The sequence below is a fragment of the Caulobacter segnis genome (genome assembly GCF_029543125.1).
Classification (GTDB): domain Bacteria; phylum Pseudomonadota; class Alphaproteobacteria; order Caulobacterales; family Caulobacteraceae; genus Caulobacter; species Caulobacter segnis_D.
The window spans coordinates 1-22,206 of record NZ_JARQWW010000002.1 but is presented as its reverse complement, the minus strand read 5'-3'; the positions used below and the strand labels follow the sequence as shown (position 1 = coordinate 22,206).

18 protein-coding genes and 1 pseudogene are annotated in these 22,206 nt (G+C 68.6%); 12 read left to right on the top strand and 7 right to left on the bottom strand.

Annotated features, from left to right (window positions below):
* The first annotated feature begins 84 nt into the window (after positions 1-84).
* The 5 genes from P7B02_RS04810 (at position 85) to P7B02_RS04790 (ending at position 4,449) form a co-directional block, all read left to right on the top strand.
* Complete coding sequence (locus P7B02_RS04810) at positions 85-1,140, top strand: HpcH/HpaI aldolase/citrate lyase family protein (protein ID WP_277785195.1); 1,056 nt, start codon at positions 85-87, stop codon at positions 1,138-1,140.
* Between the two features lie 84 nt (positions 1,141-1,224).
* Positions 1,225-1,689, top strand: a complete 465-nt coding sequence (locus P7B02_RS04805) for a carboxymuconolactone decarboxylase family protein (protein ID WP_277785194.1) — start codon at positions 1,225-1,227, stop codon at positions 1,687-1,689.
* A complete protein-coding gene (locus P7B02_RS04800; protein WP_277785193.1) occupies positions 1,676-2,578 on the top strand; it encodes a sigma-70 family RNA polymerase sigma factor in 903 nt (300 codons plus the stop codon). The genes P7B02_RS04805 and P7B02_RS04800 overlap by 14 nt, the downstream gene beginning before the upstream one ends.
* A gap of 57 nt (positions 2,579-2,635) precedes the next feature.
* The gene (locus P7B02_RS04795; protein WP_277785192.1) at positions 2,636-3,646 is read left to right on the top strand and encodes a beta-eliminating lyase-related protein; all 1,011 of its coding nucleotides are present in this window, start codon (positions 2,636-2,638) and stop codon (positions 3,644-3,646) included.
* A complete protein-coding gene (locus P7B02_RS04790) occupies positions 3,643-4,449 on the top strand; it encodes a phosphate/phosphite/phosphonate ABC transporter substrate-binding protein (protein WP_277785191.1) in 807 nt (268 codons plus the stop codon). The genes P7B02_RS04795 and P7B02_RS04790 overlap by 4 nt, the downstream gene beginning before the upstream one ends.
* Positions 4,450-4,550: 101 nt before the next feature.
* On the opposite strand, the gene P7B02_RS04785 is transcribed toward P7B02_RS04790, so the two are convergent.
* The 4 genes from P7B02_RS04785 to secA form a co-directional block, all read right to left on the bottom strand.
* Positions 4,551-5,690 carry an NADH:flavin oxidoreductase/NADH oxidase gene (locus P7B02_RS04785; RefSeq protein WP_277785190.1) on the bottom strand — a complete coding sequence of 380 codons (1,140 nt, stop codon included), beginning with the start codon at positions 5,688-5,690 and terminating at the stop codon, positions 4,551-4,553.
* A gap of 114 nt (positions 5,691-5,804) precedes the next feature.
* Positions 5,805-6,767, bottom strand: a complete 963-nt coding sequence (locus P7B02_RS04780) for an acetyl-CoA carboxylase carboxyltransferase subunit alpha (protein WP_277785189.1) — start codon at positions 6,765-6,767, stop codon at positions 5,805-5,807.
* Positions 6,768-6,854: 87 nt separating this feature from the next.
* Positions 6,855-7,454, bottom strand: coding sequence for a TetR/AcrR family transcriptional regulator (locus P7B02_RS04775; RefSeq protein ID WP_277785188.1), 600 nt, complete (start codon positions 7,452-7,454; stop codon positions 6,855-6,857).
* A 174-nt stretch (positions 7,455-7,628) separates the two neighbouring features.
* The gene (secA, locus tag P7B02_RS04770; protein ID WP_277785187.1) at positions 7,629-10,397 is read right to left on the bottom strand and encodes a preprotein translocase subunit SecA; all 2,769 of its coding nucleotides are present in this window, start codon (positions 10,395-10,397) and stop codon (positions 7,629-7,631) included.
* Between the two features lie 174 nt (positions 10,398-10,571).
* Between secA and P7B02_RS04765 the strand changes: the two genes are divergently transcribed.
* From P7B02_RS04765 to argJ, 3 genes are all read left to right on the top strand, one after another.
* Complete coding sequence (locus P7B02_RS04765) at positions 10,572-12,785, top strand: S9 family peptidase (protein ID WP_277785186.1); 2,214 nt, start codon at positions 10,572-10,574, stop codon at positions 12,783-12,785.
* Between the two features lie 196 nt (positions 12,786-12,981).
* Positions 12,982-13,881: a peptidylprolyl isomerase gene (locus P7B02_RS04760; RefSeq protein ID WP_431355799.1), complete on the top strand. Its 900-nt coding sequence runs from the start codon at positions 12,982-12,984 to the stop codon at positions 13,879-13,881.
* Positions 13,881-15,320 (top strand): bifunctional glutamate N-acetyltransferase/amino-acid acetyltransferase ArgJ, encoded by a 1,440-nt coding sequence (gene argJ, locus P7B02_RS04755; protein WP_277785184.1) that lies wholly within the window; start codon positions 13,881-13,883, stop codon positions 15,318-15,320. The genes P7B02_RS04760 and argJ overlap by 1 nt, the downstream gene beginning before the upstream one ends.
* 84 nt (positions 15,321-15,404) lie before the next feature.
* On the opposite strand, the gene P7B02_RS04750 is transcribed toward argJ, so the two are convergent.
* Positions 15,405-17,327: a PAS domain-containing sensor histidine kinase gene (locus P7B02_RS04750; protein WP_277785183.1), complete on the bottom strand. Its 1,923-nt coding sequence runs from the start codon at positions 17,325-17,327 to the stop codon at positions 15,405-15,407.
* An 80-nt stretch (positions 17,328-17,407) separates the two neighbouring features.
* Positions 17,408-18,877 carry a DEAD/DEAH box helicase gene (locus P7B02_RS04745; RefSeq protein WP_277785182.1) on the bottom strand — a complete coding sequence of 490 codons (1,470 nt, stop codon included), beginning with the start codon at positions 18,875-18,877 and terminating at the stop codon, positions 17,408-17,410.
* Positions 18,878-19,170: 293 nt separating this feature from the next.
* Between P7B02_RS04745 and mutT the strand changes: the two genes are divergently transcribed.
* Positions 19,171-19,575, top strand: coding sequence for an 8-oxo-dGTP diphosphatase MutT (gene mutT / locus P7B02_RS04740; RefSeq protein ID WP_277785181.1), 405 nt, complete (start codon positions 19,171-19,173; stop codon positions 19,573-19,575).
* A 132-nt stretch (positions 19,576-19,707) separates the two neighbouring features.
* Positions 19,708-20,010, top strand: a pseudogene (locus tag P7B02_RS04735) (DUF559 domain-containing protein); the annotation flags it as partial.
* Positions 20,011-20,039: 29 nt separating this feature from the next.
* Here P7B02_RS04735 and P7B02_RS04730 read toward each other — a convergent pair.
* Positions 20,040-20,942 carry a methyltransferase domain-containing protein gene (locus tag P7B02_RS04730; protein ID WP_277785180.1) on the bottom strand — a complete coding sequence of 301 codons (903 nt, stop codon included), beginning with the start codon at positions 20,940-20,942 and terminating at the stop codon, positions 20,040-20,042.
* Between P7B02_RS04730 and P7B02_RS04725 the strand changes: the two genes are divergently transcribed.
* Both P7B02_RS04725 and grxC read left to right on the top strand, forming a co-directional pair.
* Positions 20,941-21,723 carry a ComF family protein gene (locus P7B02_RS04725; protein ID WP_277785179.1) on the top strand — a complete coding sequence of 261 codons (783 nt, stop codon included), beginning with the start codon at positions 20,941-20,943 and terminating at the stop codon, positions 21,721-21,723. The two genes, P7B02_RS04730 and P7B02_RS04725, sit on opposite strands and share 2 nt — an antisense overlap.
* 39 nt (positions 21,724-21,762) lie before the next feature.
* Positions 21,763-22,017 (top strand): glutaredoxin 3, encoded by a 255-nt coding sequence (gene grxC / locus P7B02_RS04720; RefSeq protein WP_277785178.1) that lies wholly within the window; start codon positions 21,763-21,765, stop codon positions 22,015-22,017.
* Positions 22,018-22,206: the final 189 nt, after the last annotated feature.

Sequence of the window (22,206 nt, the reverse complement as noted above, 5' to 3'; positions counted from 1 at the left end):
GAAGGGTTGGTGCTTGACGCCGTTCCGCATCGCCGCAAGTCTTCTCGCAATTGCGAAATAAAAAGATCGCGGGGGAGTGAGACGATGACGAGCAAGACGCCCAGAGGATTCTTCAAGCCCTTGGCCATCGGTGCGCCGGCGCCGCTGAGCGAGCTGCCGAACCGGGTGGAGCGCATGATCCACTTCGTGCCGCCGCACCTGGACAAGGTCCGCGCCAAGGTTCCGGACCTGCTGGGCGAGGTGGACGTGATCCTCGCCAATCTGGAGGACGCCATTCCCGCCGACGCCAAGACGGCGGCCCGGGCGGGGCTGATCGACTTGGCGCGCAACGTGGACTTCGCGGCGGCGGGGGTCGGGTTCTGGACCCGCATCAACTGCCTGAACTCCCCCTGGCACCTGGACGAGGTCAGCGAGATCGTCGGGCGGGCGGGGTCCAAGATCGACGTCATCATGGTGCCCAAGGTCGAGGGCCCGTGGGACATTTTCTACATGGATCAACTGCTGGCCTCGTTGGAGGCCAAGCACGGGGTGACAAAGCCCATCCTGCTGCACGCCATCCTGGAGACGGCGGAAGGCGTGATGAACGTGGAGGCCATCGCCGGGGCCAGCCCGCGCATGCAGGGCATCAGCCTGGGTCCGGCTGATCTGGCCGCCAGCCGCGCCATGAAGACCACCCGCGTCGGCGGCGGCCATCCGGGCTATCGCGTGGTCGAGGACCCGCACGCCGACGGCGGTGCGCGCGCCAGCGTCCAGCAGGATCTGTGGCACTACACCTTCGCCAAGATGATCGACGCCTGCGCCGCCCACGGGATCAAGCCGTTCTACGGGCCGTTCGGCGCCATCGACGATCCGGAGGCCTGCGAGCAGCAGTTCCGCAACGCCTTCCTCATGGGCTGCGCCGGGGCTTGGAGCCTGCATCCCAGCCAGGTCGCCATCGCCAAGAAGGTGTTCTCGCCCGACCCTGTCGAGGTGGCCTTCGCCAAGCGCATCCTGGAGGCCATGCCGGACGGAACCGGCGTCGCCATGCTGGACGGCAAGATGCAGGACGACGCCACCTGGAAGCAGGCCAAGGTCATGGTCGACTGCGCCCGCCAGATCGCGACAAAGGACGCCGAGTACGCCAAACTCTATGGGTTCTGAAAAAATCCTGGCGGCCATGTCACATCACGGGGCGGCCATCTCGTCTTGAAGTCGAACGCGCATGAGGCGCGGATGGAGACGACAATGACCCCCCGGCTGACCAACCCGTTCAAACTGGCGCCCGACGGCATCAAGGCGCTGATGGCCCTTGAGGCGAGCTTCGCCAACAGCGGCCTGGAGCGCAGCGTGATGGAGTTCGTGAAGCTGCGCGCGTCGCAGATCAACGGCTGCGCCTACTGCATCAACATGCACACGACCGACGCCCGCAAGCACGGCGAGAAGCAGGTGCGCCTGGACCTGCTGCCGGCCTGGCGCGAGGCGCCGCTCTACACCGCCCGCGAGCGCGCCGCCCTGGCCTGGACCGAGGCCCTGACCCTGGTGGCCCAGACCAACGCGCCGGACGCCGACTATGAGCAGGTGAAGGCCGTGTTCAGCGAGACCGAGCAGGTCCACCTGACCCTGCTGATCGGCGCGATCAACGCCTGGAACCGCCTGCAGATCGGCTTCCGGGCCCTGCCGGCCGTGGACCCCGCCGATGTCGCCGCCTGAGCCGGCGGTCACGGTGTTCGAGGCGCATCGGCCCCGGCTGACGCGCCTCGCCTACCGCATGCTCGGCTCCATGAGCGAGGCCGAGGACGTGGTGCAGGACGCCTGGCTGCGCTGGCGGTCGGTGGACATGGCCAGCGTCCAGAACCCCGGCGCCTTCCTGTCGCGTACGGTCACCCGCCTGTGCCTGGACCAGATGAAGTCCGCGCGGGCGCGGCGCGAAACCTATGTAGGCGCCTGGCTGCCCGAGCCGCTGATCGCGGTCGAGCCGGAAGAACCCATGGAGGACGAGCTCACCCTGACCCTGATGATGGCGCTGGAGCGCCTGTCGCCCCTGGAGCGTGCGGCCTTCCTGCTGCACGACGTGTTCGGCGTCGGGCTGGACGAGGTGGCAGGAACCCTGGACCGCGAGCCCGCCGCCGTTCGGCAACTGGCCGTCCGCGCCCGCCGCCATGTGCAAGACGCCCGCTCCCGTTATCCCGTGGCCCAGGAGGAGGGCGCGCGGATCGCCCAGGCCTTCTTCAACGCCACCCGCAGCGGCGACCTGAATATGTTGCAGGGGCTGCTGGCCGAGGGCGTGGTCATCCGCTCCGACGGCGGCGGCAAGGTCCTGGCCTTCATCAACCCGATTTTCGGCCTGCAGAAGGCGATCCGCCTCTACCGGGGCCTGTTCCGCAAGCAGATTCTACAGGACGCGCAGATGGTCCGGCCCATGTGGATCGACGGCCTGCCCGGCTATGTGAGCCGCGAGCGCGGCGGGGTGCTGCAGACCACGGCCTTCGAGATCGAGGACGGCCGCATCGTCGCCATCTACATCACCCGCAATCCGGACAAGCTGGAGCGGGTGACGGCCGCCCTGTCCGCCGCGCCGGGCGAGGCCGGGGCGCACTAGGCGAAGCGGTTGTCCGAACGGTAGAAGGCTCGCCTCACACCGTTCCAAGGATCGCCCATGGCCGCCCGTTACGACTTCGCCTCCGACAACGTCGCCGGGGCCATGCCCGAGGTGATGGAGGCGCTGGTCGCCGCCAATTCAGGAGCCGCGTCCGGCTATGGCTCCGACCATGTCAGCGCCCGCGCCGCCGACCTGATCCGTGAAGCGCTGGACGCCGATGCGGTGGTGAAGTTCCTGCCGTCGGGCACCGCCGCCAACGCCTTCGCGCTGGGCTGCCTGGCTCAACCGCATGAGGCGGTGATCGCCCACGAGCACGCCCACATCTGCACCGACGAGACCGGGGCGCCCGGCTTCTTCACCCACGGGACGGGCCTGATCGGTCTGCCGGGGGCGAGCGGCAAGATGGAGCTGGCGGCGCTGGAGGCCGCGCTGGACGAGGCGGACGTCTCCTACCGTCAGCCGGCGGCGGCCCTGTCCCTGACCCAGGCCACCGAGTACGGCACCGTCTATTCCGGCGATGCGCTGGCGGCCTTGACCGCCGCCGCCAAGGCCAAGGGCTACGGCGTCCACCTAGACGGCGCCCGCCTGGCCAACGCCGTGGCCGCCGGCTTCGATCTGAAGTCCGTGGTCAAGATGGGCGTGGACATCCTGGTCATGGGCGGAACCAAGGCCGGCTCCACCCCCACCGAGGCGGTGGTGTTCCTGGACAAGAGCTTCGAGCGCCGGCTGGAGGCGCGGATCAAGCATTCGGGCCAGCTGATCTCCAAGGGCCGCTATCTGGCCGCGCCGTGGATCGGCATGCTGGAAAGTGGCGCCTGGGCCGACCGCGCGGCCCACGCCAACGCCATGGCGCAAAAGCTGGCCGGCCTGATGCCGTTCCCGCTGATGCATCCGGTGGAGGCCAACGGCCTGTTCGTCCAGATGGACGAGGCGACCCTGGAGCGTCTGCGCGGCAAGGGCTGGTTCGTCTATCGCTTCCTCGACGGCTCGGTGCGGTTCATGTGCTCCTGGGCCACCACGCCGGAGATGGTCGAGGAACTGGGCGAAGCCTTGCAGGCCGTCGCATGAGGGCGCTGATCGCCGGCCTTCTGGCTTTCATAGGCACCGGCGCGGCGGCCGAGCCGCGAGCACTGACCTTCGCCACCTACCATTACGCCCGCTACGACCGCGCCGTGGCCCTGGCGCCCATGGCCGAGCATCTGGGCCATGCGCTGGGCCGCAAAGTGACGGTGCAGGTGCTGGAAAGTCCCGACGCCCTGGCCGCCGCGATCCGCGAGGGGCGGGTAGATGTGGCGGTGACCAACCTGTCCGCCTATCTGGCCTCGGCCAGGACGCCGACCACCACCACGCCGGTCGCCATGTTCGACGTGCCGCCCGCGACCCTGGACGGCTATCGCGGCGTGCTGCTGGCGCGCGCGGGTGTGGACTTGAAGGCCGCCGGCCTGCGTTATGTGCGGGTCATCCCCGGCTCCACCTCCGGCGCGTTGGCGCAGGAGCCGTGGGTGAAGGCTGAGGGGCTGAAGGTGACGGACGCCGGGTTCGCCGGCACGCACGACGGGGCCATGAACCGCCTGCTGGACGGCTCCGCCGACATCGCCGCCCTGGCCGAGGAGCCGTGGCGCACGCTCAAGGTCCAGAAGCCGGAGGAAGCGGCGAAGCTGGTCGAGCTCTGGCGCTCAGACCCGATCCCGCCCGGGCCGGTGGTCTGCGTGCGGAGCGCCGAAGTGGCGTGCGACGCCGTCGCGGCGGCGCTGACCCAGCCGACCGCCGCCGCCCCGGCCGAGGTCCTGTCCAAGGGCTGGTCGGAGACGGCGGGCGCGACGCGGCTGATCCCGGTGGATACTGCGGTTTACTCAGCGTTTCTCAAGTAAGCCGTTCACCCCGGCGAAGGCCGGGACCCAGGTGAAGCCCTGCTGAGGTTCTGGATGAATCTAGGCCCCGGCCTTCGCCGGGGTGAGCGGAGTTAGAGAGTTCAGGCTAGCTCGAACTTTTTCCTGATGCCCTTGATCGCCTTCACCGCGTAGCCGGTGGCGGCGGGCCAGGCTTCGTCGCCGATGTGTTCGGGGTCGAGGGCGGCCTTGGCGTCCTGGGGCCAGTTGGGATTCTCCAGGAACGCCCGGCCGATGGCGACCAGATCGGCGCGGCCTTCGGCGATGATCGCCTCGGCTTCCTGCGGCTGGGTGATCAGGCCCACCGCCATGGTGGCGATCCCGGCCTCGCGGCGGACCTGATCGGCATAGGGCGTCTGGTACAGGGGCGCGGGCTTATTGGCCGCCTCCATGGACGGGGTGAGGCCGCCGGAGGAGCTGTCCACCACGTCCACGCCGCGCGCCTTCAGCTCACGGCCCAGGACGACGCTGTCCTCAATGCCCCAGCCGCCCGGCGTGCCGTCCACCGTCGACAGGCGCACGAACAGCGGCTTGTCGGCCGGCCAAACGGCGCGGACCGCCTCCACCGTCTCCAGCAGGAAGCGCATGCGGCCGTTGATGCCGCCGCCGTACTCGTCGGTGCGCTGGTTGGAGATGGGCGAGAGGAACTCGGTCAGCAGGTAGCCGTGGGCGCCGTGGATCTCCAGCACCTCGAAGCCGGCGGCCAGGGCGCGTTTGGCGCTGTCCACGAACCTGCCGGTCAGGACCTTGATTTCGTCCACGGTCAGGGCGTGCGGCGTGGCGTAGCCGTCGGCGAAGGGGATGGCGCTGGGGGCCACGGTCCGCCACGGGGCTTCACCGGGTTTGGCGTTCTCGGCCGTGATCGGGCCGCCGCCTTCGAAGGGGCGGTGGGTGCTGGCCTTACGGCCGGCATGGCCGATCTGGATGGCGGGAACGGCGCCCTGGCTCTTCAGGAAGGCGACGATGCGGGCCATCTGGGCCTGCTGCTCGTCATTCCACAGGCCCAGGCAGCCGTGGCTGATGCGGCCCTCGGGCTCCACCGCGGTGGCCTCGACCATGACCAGACCGGCGCCGCCGATAGCGAAGCGGCCCAGATGCACGAAATGCCAGTCGTTGGGCACGCCGTCCGTCGCCGAATATTGACACATCGGGGAGACCGCGATGCGGTTCTTCAGCGTCACGCCGCGCAGGGTCAGGGGCGTGAAGAGGGCGGGCGTGGACATATGGAAACGGCTCCGGTTTCGGTTGCCGTTTAGCTATGTGTTTTCCGCCTCCGACCAAGGGGCGGACGCGGTCAGAATTTCTTGAAGCCGCCAGGAGGGCCGCAGCCTTTCTGGCTAGGCCAGACCCTTGCGGCCGATGGCGTAGAAACGCTCGGCCCGCTGCTCGCGCAGTTGGTCGGGGGACAGGGCGGACAGGGCGTTCAGCTCTTCCTCCACCGCGTCGCCCACGGCCTTGATCGCCGCGGCCGGGTCCGAATGGGCGCCGCCTGCCGGTTCGCCGACGATGCGGTCGACGATGCCCAGCTTGATCAGGTCCTGGGCGGTGATCTTCATCTGCTCGGCGGCGTCCTTGGCCCGGGCGCCGTCGCGCCACAGGATCGAGGCCGCGCCTTCGGGGCTGATCACCGAATAGATCGAGTGCTCAAGGATCAGCACGCGGTTGGCGCCGGCGATGGCGATGGCTCCGCCGGAGCCGCCTTCGCCCACGATGGTGGCGATCATCGGCGTGCCCAGGGTCAGGCAGCGCTCGGTGGAGCGGGCGATGGCCTCGGACTGGCCGCGCTCTTCCGCCCCGATGCCCGGATAGGCGCCGGCGGTGTCCACAAAGCTGATGACCGGCAGGTTGAAACGCTCGGCCATGTCCATCAGGCGCACGGCCTTGCGGTAGCCTTCCGGACGGGCCATGCCGAAGTTGTGCTTCAGGCGGGTGGTGGTGTCGTGGCCCTTCTCGTGGCCCATGACGACCACGGGCGTGCCGCGGAAACGGCCAAGGCCGCCGACAATGGCCTGGTCGTCAGCGAACTTGCGGTCGCCGCGGAGCTCCACGAACTCCTCGATCAGGGCGCCGACGTAATCGACGAAGTGCGGACGCTGCGGATGGCGGGCGACCTGGGTCTTCTGCCAGGCGTCCAGGCCGGAATAGGCCTCCGCCCGGAGTTTGCCGGCGCGGGCGCGCAGGGCCTCGATCTCGGCGTCAAAGGCGCCGGGGCCGGCCGTCTCCGAGAGACGGGAAAGTTCTTCGATCTTGGATTCGAGCTCGGCGATCGGCCGTTCGAATTCGAGATAATGCGCTGCCATCGGGTGTTGAACGCTTCCGCCCCAAGAAAGGCGCCGAAACTAGGGGGGACGGCGCTTCGGAGCAAGCCGCGAGGGTTCACGCTGTCGTCAGCTTGGCCGAAGCCCCTTGCCCAGCGCGTGAAAGATCAGGCCGCGCACCGCCGCCTCGTCCGCCTGCGGCAGCTTTCCGGCCAGTCGCAGGCTCATGACCCCATGCATGGCCGCCCAGAAGGCGAGGCCGATCTGGTAGGGGTCGCCGGCCACCACCCCTTCGTCCACCAGGCCCTGGACATAGGCGGTCATGGTGGCGCGCGACCGCTCCACCGCCGCCAGCAGGTCGGGATAGTCCGCCTCGTTGGGCTGGGCGATATCGACCATCAGGCGATAGGCCTGCGGGCTTTCGGTGGCGAAGGTCATGTAGGCGGCGGCCACGGCCTGGGATTTCACCCGGGCGTCGCCCTTGGTGCCCGCATAGGCGGCCTCCATGGCCGAGGCGAACCGCTCGAAGGCGCTGGTCCGCACGGCGGCCAGAATCTCGTCCTTGTCCTTGAAGTAGCGATAGGGGGTCATGGCGCTGACCCCCAGCTCCGCCGCCACCTGGCGCAGGGTCACCCCTTCGGCGCCGCGCTCGGCGAACAGCCGCTCGGCCACGGCGCAGAGGCGCTCGCGGAAGTCGGTGATCTCGGCGCTGGAGAGGACGCGGGGCATGCCGTTTGTTTACGGCATAAACCAGAGCTTGGGGAAGCTTCTCCTCCCTCGTGAAACGGGGAAGGGGGACCGCGAAGCGGTGGAGGGGGCGTGACTAGGTTCGGAGTGGGCGGTCGCCCCCTCCACCACCCTACGGGCGGTCCCCCTCCCCCGCTGCGCAGGGGAGGAGAGTCGTTACACCAGCGCGCCGTGGCAGTGCTTGAACTTCTTGTTCGAGCCGCAGGGGCACGGGGCGTTGCGGCTGGTGCGGTCCCAGCCTTCCGGCAGGGCGGTGACCGGCAGAGCCTCGCGGGCCTGGCTGTCGCCCGGGGCGCCGCCGAACATGGCCGCGGCGCGTTCGTTCTCGCCGGTCATCGGGTCCATGTGGACCTCGATCAGGCCGGACGGGGTCGGTTCCGGGGTCGGGTCGGCCATCTGGATCTCGACCGTCATCAGCCAACGGGTGGTGTTGGTGCGCAGGTCGATCAGCAGCTTCTCGAACAGCGAGAAGGCCTCGGTCTTGTACTCGTTGAGCGGATCACGCTGGGCGTAGCCGCGCAGGCCGATGACGTTGCGCAGATGGTCCAGGTGCATCAGGTGTTCGCGCCACTGCAGATCGATCATCTGCAGCAGGAAGTTCTTTTCGATCTGGCGCGTCTGCTCGGGGCTGATCAGGGCCTCGCGCTCGGCGGCGCGGGCGTTGACCGCCGCAGCCAGACGCTCACGGATCTCCTCGTTGGCGATGCCTTCCTCGGCGGCCCATTCCTTGAGCGGCAAGGTCATGCCGAAGATGTGGCCGACGCGCTCCTCAAGGCCCTCAATGTCCCACTGCTCGGCATAGGCCTTGGGCGGCAGGTGGCGCGAGATCAGGTCGTCGATGACGTCCTCGCGCATCTCGCCGACGATCTCGGAGAGGTCGGTGGCCTCCATGAACTCCTGGCGCTGCTCGAACACGGCCTTGCGCTGGTCGTTGACGACGTCGTCGTACTTCAGGAGGTTCTTGCGGATTTCGTAGTTGCGCTGCTCGACCTTCTTCTGGGCCGTGGCGATGGCGCGGTTCAGCCAGGGGTGGGTGATGGCCTCACCCTCCTGAACGCCGAAGGTGCGCATGATCGCGTCCAGACGGTCGCCGGCGAAGATGCGCAGCAGATCGTCCTCGCAGGACAGGAAGAACTTCGAGGTGCCGGGGTCGCCCTGACGGCCGGTGCGGCCGCGCAGCTGGTTGTCGATGCGGCGGCTTTCGTGGCGCTCGGTGCCCAGAACGTACAGGCCGCCGGCGTCCAGCGCCTTCTGCTTGTCGTCCTTGATCTCGATCTCGATCTCGGCGCGGCGCTGGGCTTCGGCCTCGCCGGTCACGGCGATGCCCAGGCCTTCCTGCTCTTCACGCCAGCGCGAGACCTTCAGGTCGACGTTGCCGCCCAGCTGGATGTCGGTGCCGCGGCCGGCCATGTTGGTGGCGATAGTCACAGCGCCCGGAACGCCGGCGTCGGCCACGATCAGGGCTTCCTGTTCGTGATAGCGCGCGTTCAGCACGTTGTGCGGCAGGCCCTTGGTCGTCTTGCCGTCGATTTCGAAGCTGTGCTTGTTCATCAGCTCGGAAAGCTGTTCGGACTTCTCGATCGAGGCGGTGCCCACCAGGATCGGCTGGCCGCGGACATAGCAGTCCTCGACCTGCTTCAGGATGGCGGCGTTCTTTTCGGCTTCGGTGCGATAGACCTCGTCGTCGAAGTCGATGCGCTTGATCACCCGGTTGGTCGGGATCTCGGCCACGTCCATCTTGTAGATGTCGCCGAATTCCTGGGCTTCGGTGGCCGCGGTGCCGGTCATGCCCGACAGCTTGGAATAGAGGCGGAAGTAGTTTTGGATCGTCACCGAGGCCAGGGTCTGGTTCTCGGGCTGGATCTCGGCGCCTTCCTTGGCCTCGATCGCCTGGTGCAGCCCTTCCGACAGGCGGCGGCCGCTCATCATACGGCCCGTGAATTCGTCGATCAGGACCACTTCGCCGCCCTTGACGATGTAGTCCTTGTCGCGCGTGTACAGGACGTTGGCGCGCAGGGCCTGGTTCACGTGGTGGACCAGCGAGACGTTGGCGGCGTCATAGAGGCCGGCCGTGTCCTCGGCCAGGTGGCCGCCCTCGGTCAGCATCTCCTCGACGCGCTCCTGGCCTTCCTCGGTGAGGATGACCTGGCGCTGCTTCTCGTCGTGGTCGAAGGTCGCCGTGTCCTTGATGAGCTCCTTCACCAGGAGGTCGATGGTCTTGTACAGCTCGCTGCGGTCCTCGGTCGGGCCCGAGATGATCAGCGGCGTGCGGGCTTCGTCGATGAGGATCGAGTCCACTTCGTCGACGATCGCGAAGTTGTGGCCGCGCTGGACCATCTCGCGCACATCATAAACGAGGTTGTCGCGCAGGTAGTCGAAGCCGAACTCATTGTTCGTGCCGTAGGTGATGTCGCTGCGATAGGCGGCCTGGCGCTGGCCCTGGCTCAGGCCGTTGACGATCACGCCGACCGACAGGCCCAGGAACTTGTAGACGCGGCCCATCCACTCGCTGTCGCGGGTGGCGAGATAGTCGTTCACGGTGATGACGTGGACGCCCTTGCCGCTGAGCGCGTTCAGATAGACGGGCAGGGTGCCGACCAGGGTCTTGCCTTCGCCGGTCCGCATTTCGGCGATGCCGCCGCCGTGCAGGACCATGCCGCCGACCATCTGCACGTCGAAATGCCGCAGGCCGATGGCGCGCTTGGCCGCTTCGCGGACCGCCGCGAAGGCTTCCGGCAGCAGCGCGTCGAGGGATTCGCCCTTTTCGACCCGTTCCTTGAACTCGGCCGTCTTGCCGGCCAGCTCAGCGTCGCTGAGGGCCTCGAACTGAGGCTCCAGCGCGTTGATCTTGGCGACCCGGGCCTGATAGCCCTTCACCTTGCGTTCGTTGGAGGAGCCGAAGAGCTTTTTGGCGAAGCCGAGCATGCGGGGAAATGTTCCGTGAAAACCGGTAGGAGCGAGGCTGCGGCCCTTTAAAACCGCTGGAAAATCCGCCTCGTTCAGCGCGCCGGAGACTTAAGCAGCGGTCCAGCCAGTGTCAACGCGAGGGGGCGCATCTAGGCGTTGACCGTGGCCCATGGGACGCGCCAAAGACGCTGAATGCGCCAGATTGTTCCCGTCGCCCTCGCCGCGATGCTCGCCGCCGGCTCCGCACAGGCCGAAATCCTGACCCCGGAGCGGGTCTTCGCCGATCCCGATCTGAACGGGCCCAAGGCCCTGGGCGTGGCCCTGTCGCCGGACGGCAAGCGCGTCACCTACCGCAAGGCCAAGGTCGAGGATCAGAAGGTCACCGACCTGTGGGCCGTGGACGTGAAGGGGGGAGAGCCATACCGCCTGGTGGACGCCCGGGCCCTGTCGCCCGAGGGCAAGACCCTGTCCGAGGCGGAGGTCGCCCGCCGCGAGCGGATGCGCATCGCCCAGACCGGGGTGGTCGAATATCACTGGGACGAGCAGGGCCGTTTCATCCTGGTGCCCGTGGACGGCGACCTGTTCCTGGCCGAGGCGGCCGGCGGCAAGGTCCGCCGCCTGACCGAGACCAAGGGCGACGAAGTGGACGGCAAGGTGTCGCCCAAGGGGACCTACGTCTCCTTCGTCCGTGAGCAGAACCTCTATGTCCTGCCCCTGGCCGGCGGCGCCGAGCAGGCCCTGACCACGGACGGCAAGGACACTCTGACCTGGGCCACGGCCGAGTTCATCGCCCAGGAGGAGATGGACCGCGACACCGGCTATTGGTGGTCCCCGGACGAGAAGAAAATCGCCCTGACCCGCGTGGATGAAAGCGGCGTCGATGTGGTGCCCCGCCTGGACATTGGCGCGTCGGGCGCGACCTCGGTGGCCCAGCGCTATCCGCGCGCCGGCCGTCCCAACGCGGTGGTCGAGGTCTATGTCCACGACATGGCCAGCGGCGAGAAGGTCAAGGTCGATCTCGGCGCGGACAAGGACATCTATGTCGCCCGGGTGAACTGGTCCAAGGACGGAAAGACCCTGTACGTCCAGCGCCAGACCCGCGACCAAAAGCGCCTGGACCTGCTGGCCGTTGATCCGGCCACGGGCGCGGCCAAGGTGATCCTCAGCGAGACCTCGCCGCACTGGGTGGAGCTGACGGACGACTTCAAGCCGCTGACGGACGGCACATTCCTGTGGTCGTCGGAGAAGTCCGGCTTCCGCCACCTGTACCTGCACGCCGCCGATGGCCGCCTGATCCGTCAGGTGACGAACGGCGAATGGCCCATGGATGCGCTGGAGGGTGTGGACGAGGCCAAGGGCGCGGCCCTGTTCTCCGCCTCCATAGACACGCCGCTGGAACGCCGGCTCTATTCGGTCAGCTACAAGGCGCCGGCCGCGCCCAAGGCCCTGACCCCGGCCGGCGGCTGGTGGGTCGTGGACGTGGCCTGGACGGGCGGCGCCTTCGCCGGAACCTATTCGGACCCCAACACGCCGCCGCAGACGGCTCTGTACGATGCCAAGGGCAAGCGGGTCCGCTGGATCGAGGAGAACCGCCTCGACGACAAGCACCCCTACGCGCCGTTCAAGGACACGCATCGCGCTCCGAGCTTCGGCACGATCAAGGCGGCCGACGGCCAAGACCTCTATTACGGCATGACCACCCCGCCCGGCTTCGATGCGTCGAAGAAGTACCCGGTGGTGGTGCTGGTCTATGGCGGCCCCACCAGCCAGACCGTGGCCAACAAGTGGTACGAGCCGCGCGAGCGCTTGTTCCTCGACGCCGGCTACATCGTCTTCCGCCTGGACAACCGGGGCTCGGTCAACCGTTCGGTGGCGTTCAAGACCGCCCTGGACCGCAAACTGGGCACGGTGGAGGTCGCGGACCAGATCGCCGGCGCGAACTTCCTGAAGACCCTGCCTTACGTGGACCCGGCCCGGATCGGCGTCGTGGGCTGGTCCTATGGCGGCTATATGTCCCTGATGCTGCTGACCGAGCCGAATTCCGGCTTCTCGGCGGGGATCAGCGGCGCGCCGCCCACCGACTGGTCGCTTTATGACACGCACTACACCGAGCGCTTCATGGGCACGCCGCAGGACAACGCCGCCGGCTACAAGGCCTCGGAAGTCGGTCCGCGCCTGAAGACCCTGTCCGGCGACCTGCTGCTGGTCCACGGCATGAGCGACGACAATGTGATCTTCGAGAACGCCACCCGGATCATGGCCCAGATGCAGGCCCAGGCTCAGCCGTTCGAGACCATGCTCTATCCGGGCGAGCGCCACAGCGTCGTGCGCAGCCCGTCCAAGGGGCTGCATGTCTGGAAGACCTATCTGGAGTTCCTGGGGCGGAAGCTGAAGCCGGGGAGCTGATCCCTGCGTCCTTCGACTGGTCGCTGCGCTCCCGCTCAGGATGACGAAGTCTTTGCATTGAATGCGTCATCCTGAGCCGTCCGCGTCAGCGGACGAGTCGAAGGACGCACTGGCGCCCGTCCGCGACTGGCGTTACGGAGCCTTGAAGCCGCAAGGAGTCTTCATGACCCTGTCCGCAAAACGTCCCGTCCTTCTGATGATCGCCGTGCTTTCGGCGTGCTTGGCTCTGGCCGCCTGCGGGCGAAACGCCGGGACCGAGAAGCCGCCCGAACCGGGCGACGAGGTGGTGGCGCGCGTGGACAGCAGTCCGGTCTGGACCAGCGACGTGAAGCGCGAGGCCGTGGCCCAAGGCCTGATCGGCGAGGGGGATCCCCTCGATCCGTCGTCCGACCTGTTCCGCCGCGTGCTGGACGAGGTGGTCGACCAGAAGCTTCTGGCCGCCGAGGCCCTGAAGCAGAAGCTGGACAAGCACCCGGCCGCCCAACGCCGCCTGGCCGCTGCCCGGGAGCGCATCCTGGGCGACATGCTGGTCGAAGGCGTGGTCGAGAAGGCGGTCACCGACAACGCCATCCGCGGTCTCTATCAGGAGCAGCTCAAGCTCTCGAAGCGCTCGGAAGAGATCAAGGCCCGTCAGATCCTGGTGCCGAGCCAGGTGGACGGCGAGGCCGTGCGCAAGCTGCTGTCCGCCGGCGCCTCGTTCGAGGCTTTGGCCATGGAGCGCTCCACCGACGCCGCGACCCGCTTCAACGGCGGCGACCTGGGCTATTTCACCGTGGACGTGATGCCCGAGGCCTATGCCGCCGCCCTGAAGGATGTGGCGGTCGGCTCCATCGTCGGCCCCTTCGCCACCGAGGGCGGCTTCGCCATCGTGAAGATCGAGGACAAGCGCACCGAGGAGCCGATCACCATCGAGGCCGCCCGTCCGCAGATCGTCCGCTTCCTGACCTATGATCAGGTCCGCGACCTGCTGGAGAAGCTTCGCGCCAAGGCCAAGGTCGAGACCCTGCTGCCCAGCCAGCCCGATATTCCCGGCGCGCCGCGCGAACCCGCTTCGGCCGCTGCTCCCGCTTCCGCTCCTGCTCCCAAGGCGAACTGATGGCCCGCACGCCTTCCAAGACCCCGGCCAAAGCCGCCGCCAAGAAGACCGCGCCCGCCAAGGTGGTCGCCAAGCCGCTGGAGAAGGTCGGCCAGGTGGTCGAGCACGCGCTCGATCCCCTGACCTCGGCCCTGAAGCGCCCCTTCACCGGCAAGGCCCAGGCGCAACAGGCCGCCGCGCCCGCCGCCGCTCCAGGCAAGCCGGGCTTGCAGGTGTCGCCCCTGGCCGTGCCGTTCCCGTCGATCCCGCCGATCGCGGGGGTCGAGATCGCCACCGGCCACGCCGGCTTCTACAAGCATGTCCGCCAAGACGTGCTGCTCATGCGCTTCGCCGAGGGCACCTCGGCCGCCGGCGTCTTCACCCGCCACGGCGTGGGCTCGGCCCCGGTGGACTGGTGCAAGAAGCATCTGGAGATGAGCAAGGGCGAGAATGTCCGCGCCCTGGTGGTCAACGCCGGCTGCGCCAACAGCTTCACCGGCCGGCCGGGAGCCGACGCCGCCCGTCGGGTGGCGACCGCTGTCGCCAAGCGCCTGGACTGCCGCCAGCGCGACGTGATGATGGCCTCGACGGGCGTCATCGGCGTGATCCTGGACGACGCCAAGATCACCGCCCGCCTGCCGGAGATAGAGACCCGCCTGACCGCCGACGCCTGGGCCGCCGCGGCCTCGGCGATCATGACCACGGACACCTTCCCCAAAGGCGCATACGCCGTCGCCCACATCGACGGCGTGCCGGTGAAGATCGCCGGCATCGCCAAGGGCTCGGGCATGATCGCGCCGGACATGGCGACCATGCTGTCCTTCGTGGCCACGGATGCGGCCATCTCGCCCGCGGCCCTGCAGACCCTGGTCAGCCTCTACACCCGCACCACCTTCAACGCGGTGACGGTGGACGGCGACCGGTCCACCAACGACACCCTGCTGCTGTTCGCCACCGGCCAGTCCGGCGCGCCGAAGATCAGCCGCGCGGGGGACAAGCGTCTGGCCGACTTCCGCGAGAAGCTGGAGCTGGTGCTGCACGACCTGGCCATGCAGTTGGTCAAGGACGGCGAGGGGGCGACCAAGTTCGTCAAGATCACGGTGAACGGCGCCGAAAGCGCCGCCAGCGCCCGCAAGATCGCCCGCACCATCGCCGAAAGCCCGCTGGTCAAGACCGCCATCGCCGGCGAAGACGCCAACTGGGGCCGCATCGTCATGGCCGTGGGACGGGCGGACGAGCCGATGAACCGCGACCGCCTGGCTGTTCGCTTCGGTCCACTGACCGCCGCTCATGACGGCCTGGTGGCGCCCGACTACGACGAGGCGAAGATGAGCGCGTACATGAAGAACGCCCAGCTCGAAATCTCGGTGGATGTGGGCGTCGGCCGGGGCTCTTCCGCCGTGTGGACCTGCGACCTGACCAAGCGCTACGTCGAGATCAACGGCGACTATCGGAGTTAGTCTTCAAATCCTCCCCCTCAGGGGGGAGGGGGACCACGAAGTGGTGGAGGGGGCTTGCTGAGTCAGCAGGCACCCTCCGTCCTTTCAGGACACCTCCCCCAGAGGGGGAGGAGTTTCTTCCTCCACCAGCGGGGCGTCGATGGTGCATACGACGCCCGCGGGATCGAAGGTCAGGGTCACCTGGCCGCTCAGCTCGGCGGCCAGTCCGCGCTCCATCAGACGCGAGCCGAAGCCGCGCCGCTTGGGCGGGGTGACGGCGGGGCCGCCGGACTCCGTCCAGACCAGTTGAAGGCGCCGTCCCGCGTCGCGTCCCTCGACGCTCCAGCGCACGGAGACCTTCCCGTTCGGGGTCGACAGGGCGCCGTACTTCACCGCATTGGTGCCGAGCTCATGCAGGGCCATGGCCAGGGACAGGGCTGTCTTGGGCGAAAGGCGGGCATACGGCCCGTGAGCGATGAAGCGATGCCGCTCCTCCCCCGCCAACAGGCGGGCGGCGGCGGCCACCACGTCGCTCAGATCAGCGCCCTCCCAGTTCTCGTCGGTGAGGATGTCGTGCGCCTCGGACATGGCGATCAGGCGGGCGGTGAAGGCCTCCTTCGCCTGGCTCAGCGAGGTCGCGCCCCGGAACGTCTGGGCCGCCACGGCCTGAACGCTGGCGAGGCTGTTCTTCACCCGGTGGTTCAGCTCGTTGACCATCAGGCGCAGGTGCTCCTCCGCCTTCTTGCGCTCGGTGATGTCGCGGGTGGAGCCGATGGCGCGCAGAGGCGTGCCGTCCGCCGCGAAGATGGCCCGGCCCTTGGCCGCCACCCAGCGCTCGACCTTGTCGTCCAGACCGACGGTCCGGTACTCGATGTCGTAGTCGTCGCGGATGTCCGGATTGATCGCCCGGCCGAAGGCCTCGGCCGCCCGGACCAGGTCGGCCGGGTGCAGGCCCGCGTAGAAGTCGTCGAGGGTCAGGGGAACATTGGCCCGGAGGCCGAACATCTCCCGCGTGCGCTCCGACCATTCCAGGGTGTCGTTCTGCAGATCGACGTCCCAGAAACCCACGTCGCCGGCCTCGGTGGCGAGGCGTAGCTGCTCCTCGCGCATGACCAGCCGCTCCTCGGCGGTGCGGCGGTCGGTCAGGTCGACCACCACGCCGGGGAAGCGCAACGGGCGTCCCTGGGCGTCGAGATAGCAGCGCCCACGGGCGAAGATCCAATGGACCTGTCCGTCGGCGGCGGACACCCGATACTCCTCGGCGAAGTCGCCACCCTTCTCCAGAAGCGTGAGGATCGCCGCCTCGACGCGAGGGCGGTCCTCCGGAACGATGGCGTCGAAGAAGGCGGCGATGGGCTCGCCATTGGCGGCGGCGACGGGCTCGACATTGTACAGCCGCGCGAAACGCTCGTCGGCATAGACCTTGTCGGCGGGGATGTCCCAGTTCCAGGTGCCCACCGCCCCGGCGGCCTCCAGGGCCAGTTCATAGCGCTCTTCGCTGGCGCGCAGGGCGCGTTCGGTGAGGACGCGGTTCGTGGTCTCCACCGCCGTGGCCATGATGCCGCCGACCCCGGTGGGCGATGTGTCGTCCGGCACCGGGCTGTAGCTGACGGTGAACCAGGCCGCCTCGAGGGCTGAGCCATGCCGCCGGATGCTCACCGGCATGTCCTCGGTGAAGATCGCGCCGCGCTGGCCGGCGATCTGCTCCTCCTGCACCGGCATGAGCTGCTGGCTCACCTCGGGCCAGATGTCGGCGAACCGCTGGCCCAGGGCGCGGGGGTGCTTGTCGCCCAGGATCGGCGCATAGGCGTCGTTGTAGAGGATGACCAGCTCCGGCCCCCAGCGCAGGGCCATGGGGAAGCCGGAGGCCAGGATCAGGCCCAGGGTCAGGCGAAGGGCCTGCGACCAGCCTTCCGGCGGGCCGAGCGGCGTGGCCGCCCAGTCCACCTCGCGCATGCGATCGCCCATCTCGCCGCCCAAGGGGGCGGGCGGCAGGAAATCAGCGGCGGACACGGCCTTGGCCTTCAAGACGCACAGCTCCCCACGCCCTTGCGGGCATGGGGTTCAACCTTGCGGTTTGGCTGTCGAAGTCAAGCGGGCGAAACGCCTTAGTCGATCGGGCTCCAGCGCTTTTCCGGCGCGGCGGCCGTCTGGCGCTTGGGACCCTTGAAGCCGTGGCCGCCGGCGCGGTTCTGAGCCGGCTTGGCGCCGTTGCGCTGTTCGCCGTTGCGGCCTTGGCCGCCCTGGCCCTGACCGCCGCCCTGGCCTTGCGGGCGCTTGGGGCGGCGCTGCTTGCGCAGGGCGCTCGGCACGTCGTCACGCGGATCGACGGGGCGGGCGTTGTTGTTGCGGCCGCGACCGTTGCGGCCGCCATTGCCGCCGCGCTCGCCGCGTTCCGGCTTCTCGCCGGTCAGGGCCGCCTCAACCGCCTGGGCGGCGGCGAGGCTCTTGTCGTTGCGGCGATCGAAGGCCGGGATCGTCTGGCGCGTGGTGCGCTGGACGTCCTTCAGCAGGCTGCGCTCGTCATCGCTGCACAGGGTGAAGGCCACGCCGGAGGCGCCGGCGCGCGCGGTGCGGCCGATGCGGTGGACGTAAGCTTCCGGCACGTTCGGCAGCTCGAAGTTCACCACGTGGGTGACGCCGTCGATGTCGATGCCGCGGGCGGCGATGTCTGTGGCCACCAGGGCGCGGCTATGGCCGGCCCGGAAGGCGGCCAGGGCGCGTTCACGCTGGCCTTGCGTCTTGTCGCCGTGGATCGAGGCGGACTCGATCCCGCAGGCGACCAGATACTTGGCCACGCGGTCGGCGCCGCGCTTGGTGCGGGTGAAGACGATCACGCGCTTCAGGGCGCTGTCGGCGAACAGCTCGGCCAGCAAGGCGCGCTTGCGCTGCTGCTCGACGAACAGGACCTGCTGGTTGATGCGCTCGACCGTGGTGGCCTGCGGGGTCACCGAGACCTGCTCGGGGTTCTTCAGCAGTTCGCCGGCCAGCTTGCCGATCTCGCTCGGCATGGTGGCCGAGAAGAACAGGTTCTGACGTTCCTTGGGCAGGTGCTGAACGATGCGGCGGATCGGGACGATGAAGCCCATGTCGAGCATCTGGTCGGCCTCATCGAGGACGAAGATCTCGGTGCCCGACAGATTGGCGCTCTTCTCGCCCAAGTGGTCGATCAGGCGGCCCGGAGTGGCGACCAGAACGTCGATGCCGGCGGCCAGGGCGCGCATCTGCGGGCCATACTTCACGCCGCCGAAGATCACCGCGACGGTGAGGCCCAGGTGCGAGCCATAGGCCTTGAAGCTGTCGGCGATCTGGGTGGCCAGTTCGCGGGTCGGCGACAGGACCAGGACGCGGCAGCCGCGGCGGGGCGCCGGCTTACGGTCTTCGGCCAGGCGATGCAGGATCGGCAAAGCGAAGGCGGCGGTCTTGCCGGTGCCCGTCTGGGCGATGCCCAGCAGGTCGCGGCCGGTCATGACCGTGGGGATGGCTTTCGCCTGGATGGGGGTGGGCTGGGTGTAGCCCTTGTCGGCCAGCGCCTTCAGAAGCGGCTTGGCGAGGCCGAAATCGGTGAACTGAGTCACGTAGTCTCTTTTCATAACAGACGGCGCGCAGCCGGGCGCAAGGCTCGGCCGCGGTGCGGTCGGGTCTTTGGGGAGCGCCCCGCGTGGCCCGGGCGGTCTATGTCGGAAATCTTTTCAGGGCGCTCGACAGGCTGGTCCCGAGGGACCCTCACGCGGCTGGAGCGCCGATAGCGTCGACTGAGACGCGAGGCCTAGATCGTATGCTGCGGTGCAAAAGTCAAGTTTTTACAGGCTTTGCGGCCATTCGGACGCAGGCTGTTGCATTCTGGCCGCCGCCCGGCGACACCTCGGCCATGGACAAGAAGATCGTTCTCGTGGCCGCCGCGGCCCTGGTGGATGTCGATGGCCGGGTGCTGTTGTGCCAGCGGCCGGAGGGCAAGCAGCTGGCCGGCCTATGGGAGTTTCCGGGCGGCAAGGTGGAACCGGGCGAGACGCCGGAAGCCTGCCTGATCCGCGAGCTGGACGAGGAACTGGGCATCCAGGTCGCCAAGGCCTGCCTGGCGCCCTTCGTCTTCGCCAGCCACGAATACGAGACCTTCCACCTGCTGATGCCGCTGTTCCTGTGCCGCCGCTGGGAAGGATTCGTTCAGCAGAAGGAGCACGCGGGCCTGGCCTGGGTGAAGCCGGCCGACATGGACAAGTACCCCATGCCCCCGGCCGACCTGCCGCTCGTGGCGTGGCTGCGGGACCTGCTGTGAGGTGAGTGCGTCCTGAAACCTTTCTCCTCTCCCCCGCGAAGTGGGGGAGAGGGTAGGGTGAGGGGGAGCGGCGCTGGATGGCGCACACAAGGCTGACCGACTACGCCAAGCAACTGCGCGTCGGAGCAGACCGAGGTCGAGCGCTTCCTCTGGGGACGACTGCGTGACCGTCGTCTCGGTGGTTGGAAGTGGAAGCGCCAAGTTCCTCGCGGCTATTACATCGCCGATTTCCTTAGCCTGGAGGCGGGCGTCGTCGTCGAATTGGACGGCGGACAGCACGTCGACAACGCCGCTTACGACGCGCGGCGCACGGCCTATCTCGAACGCCAAGGTTTGGTGGTTCTGAGGATCTGGAATCCGGAAGTCCGGGAGAACCTGGATGGCGTCTGCGACGCCATACTCGCCGCCTGTGGCGGCGAGCGCCCCTCACCCTGACCCTCTCCCCACCTGTGGGGAGAGGGGATTTAAGCGTCGCCTCGGTTCTTGCGCACCACCGACAGCGCTTCTTCCAGCCCCACCTGGGCTGAACCGCGGGCCAAGGGCTTCTGCTGGCTCTCGTGCGGGACCCAGCCGGTGATGGTCAGGATCTCGAAGGTGGCGGACACGCGGCCGTCGGGTTCGGCGAAGCGCTCCACATAGATCTGCAGGGCGCGGCCCAGCAGGGTCCGGGTCATGGGCTTGCGCGGGCGATCCGACAGGACGCTGGTCTCGCCCATGCGGCGCAGGTCGCGCAGCAACTCGATGGGATGGGCGTAGCGGACGGTCACCCGATCCACGTCCGCCACCGGCAGGGCGAACCCGGCGCGGGACAGCAGACCCGCCGCGTCCGAATGATCCGCGAAGGGCGAGACGCGCATGGCCGCGCCGCCGGTCAGCTCCGACTCCGCCTCCAGCAGCGATTGGCGCAGCTCTGTCAGGGTCGCGCCGCCCAGGAAGGAGCCGATGAACAGGCCGTCGGGCTTCAGGGCCCGCCGGGCCTGGATCAGCGATCCCACCAAGTCATTGGTCCAGTGCAGGGCCAGGGTGGAGACGATCAGGTCCAGGCTGGCGTCGGCGAAGGGCAGGCGCTCCTCGTCCGCCACAAGGCGTGCGCCGACCGGGCCCAGCAGGCTCGGCGTCAGCTCCGTTTCGATCAGCAGGTCGATCTTGTCGGCGGCGTCGCTCTGGGCCAGGGCCCGGCGGAAAGCCCCGCCGCGCGCGCCCAGATCGACGGCGAGCGGAAAGCGTCGCATGATCGGCTCCAGGCGCCAGGCGGCGTCCTGGGCGGCGCGAGCCTTCAGGAAGTCAGCCTGGGCGTAGCCGGCGGCGGCGCGGTCTAGGCGTCGGCGCAGGAGATCACGGTCGAACAATTTCGGCGGGGTGCTCATGGGCGCGCAACATGGCGATTTGCAGGGCGGCTGGAAACCGGCGCCGTCGCTGATTTCCGCCGGACGTGGATTTCTGGACCTGCTTTTGCCGCCGCAGGCCCTGGACGGCGGCTCGGTCGGCAGCCCGGGACTGGGCGCCGAGGCATGGAGCCGGATCACCTTCATCGCCGATCCCGCCTGCGACGGCTGCGGTGCGCCCTTCGATTTCGATCCGGGACCCGGCGTGGCCTGTCCGACCTGCGCCGCCAGGCCCAAGGCCTTCGCCCGGGCGCGCGCCGCCTGTCTCTATGACGAGCATTCCCGAAACCTGATCCTGCAGCTCAAGCACGCCGACCGCACCGATTTGGCGCCACTGATGGCCCGCTGGCTGAGCCGGGCGGCCGCTGATCTGCTGGCGGAGGCTGACGCCATCGCCCCTGTGCCTCTGCACTCCAGCCGCCTGTTCGCGCGCCGCTACGATCAGGCGGCGGAGGTGGCGCGGCCGCTGGCGAGGCTGGCCAACCTGCCCTATCTGCCCGACGCCCTGATCCGCCGCAGAGCCACGGCGACCCAGGGCGGCAAGTCCGGCTCCGGCCGCCGCCGCAACGTAGCCGGCGCCTTCGCGGTCCCGCCGGGCCGCCGCCGTCAGGTGGAGGGCAGGCGCATCCTGCTGGTGGACGACGTGATGACCACCGGCGCGACACTGGATGCCTGCGCCAGGGCATTGCTGGGCGCCGGGGCCGCCAGCGTGAGCGCCGCGGTCATCGCGAGGGTGAAAGAAGCGCCCGACGTGTCTATGTAGAGCTTCGACACCAATCTTGCGGATAAGCGTTCGGCCCTCATGGCACACGTCACCATCTACACCCGCCCGTTCTGCGGCTACTGCGCCCGCGCCCTGAAGCTCCTTAACGACAAGGGGGCCGCCTTCACAGAGATCGAAGCCGGCATGGACCCCAAGCTGCGTCAGGAGATGATCGACAAGTCGGGCCGCACCACCTTCCCGCAGATCTTCGTCGGCGATCAGCACATCGGCGGCTGCGACGACATGATGGCGCTTGATCGTTCCGGCAAGCTGGACCCGATGTTGGCCGCTTGATGAGCGGCGGGGGGCTTCACTCCCTCTCCTCCCCTGCGAAGCGGGGGAGGGGGACCATGCGCAGCATGGTGGAGGGGGCGACCCCATCCACTGAGTCCAGTCACGGCCCCCCCCCCCCCAAACCCGGGCCCCCCCCCCCCGGCCCGGGGGGGGGGGGGGTGCCGGAGACCAACCCCGGCGGCGGGTACC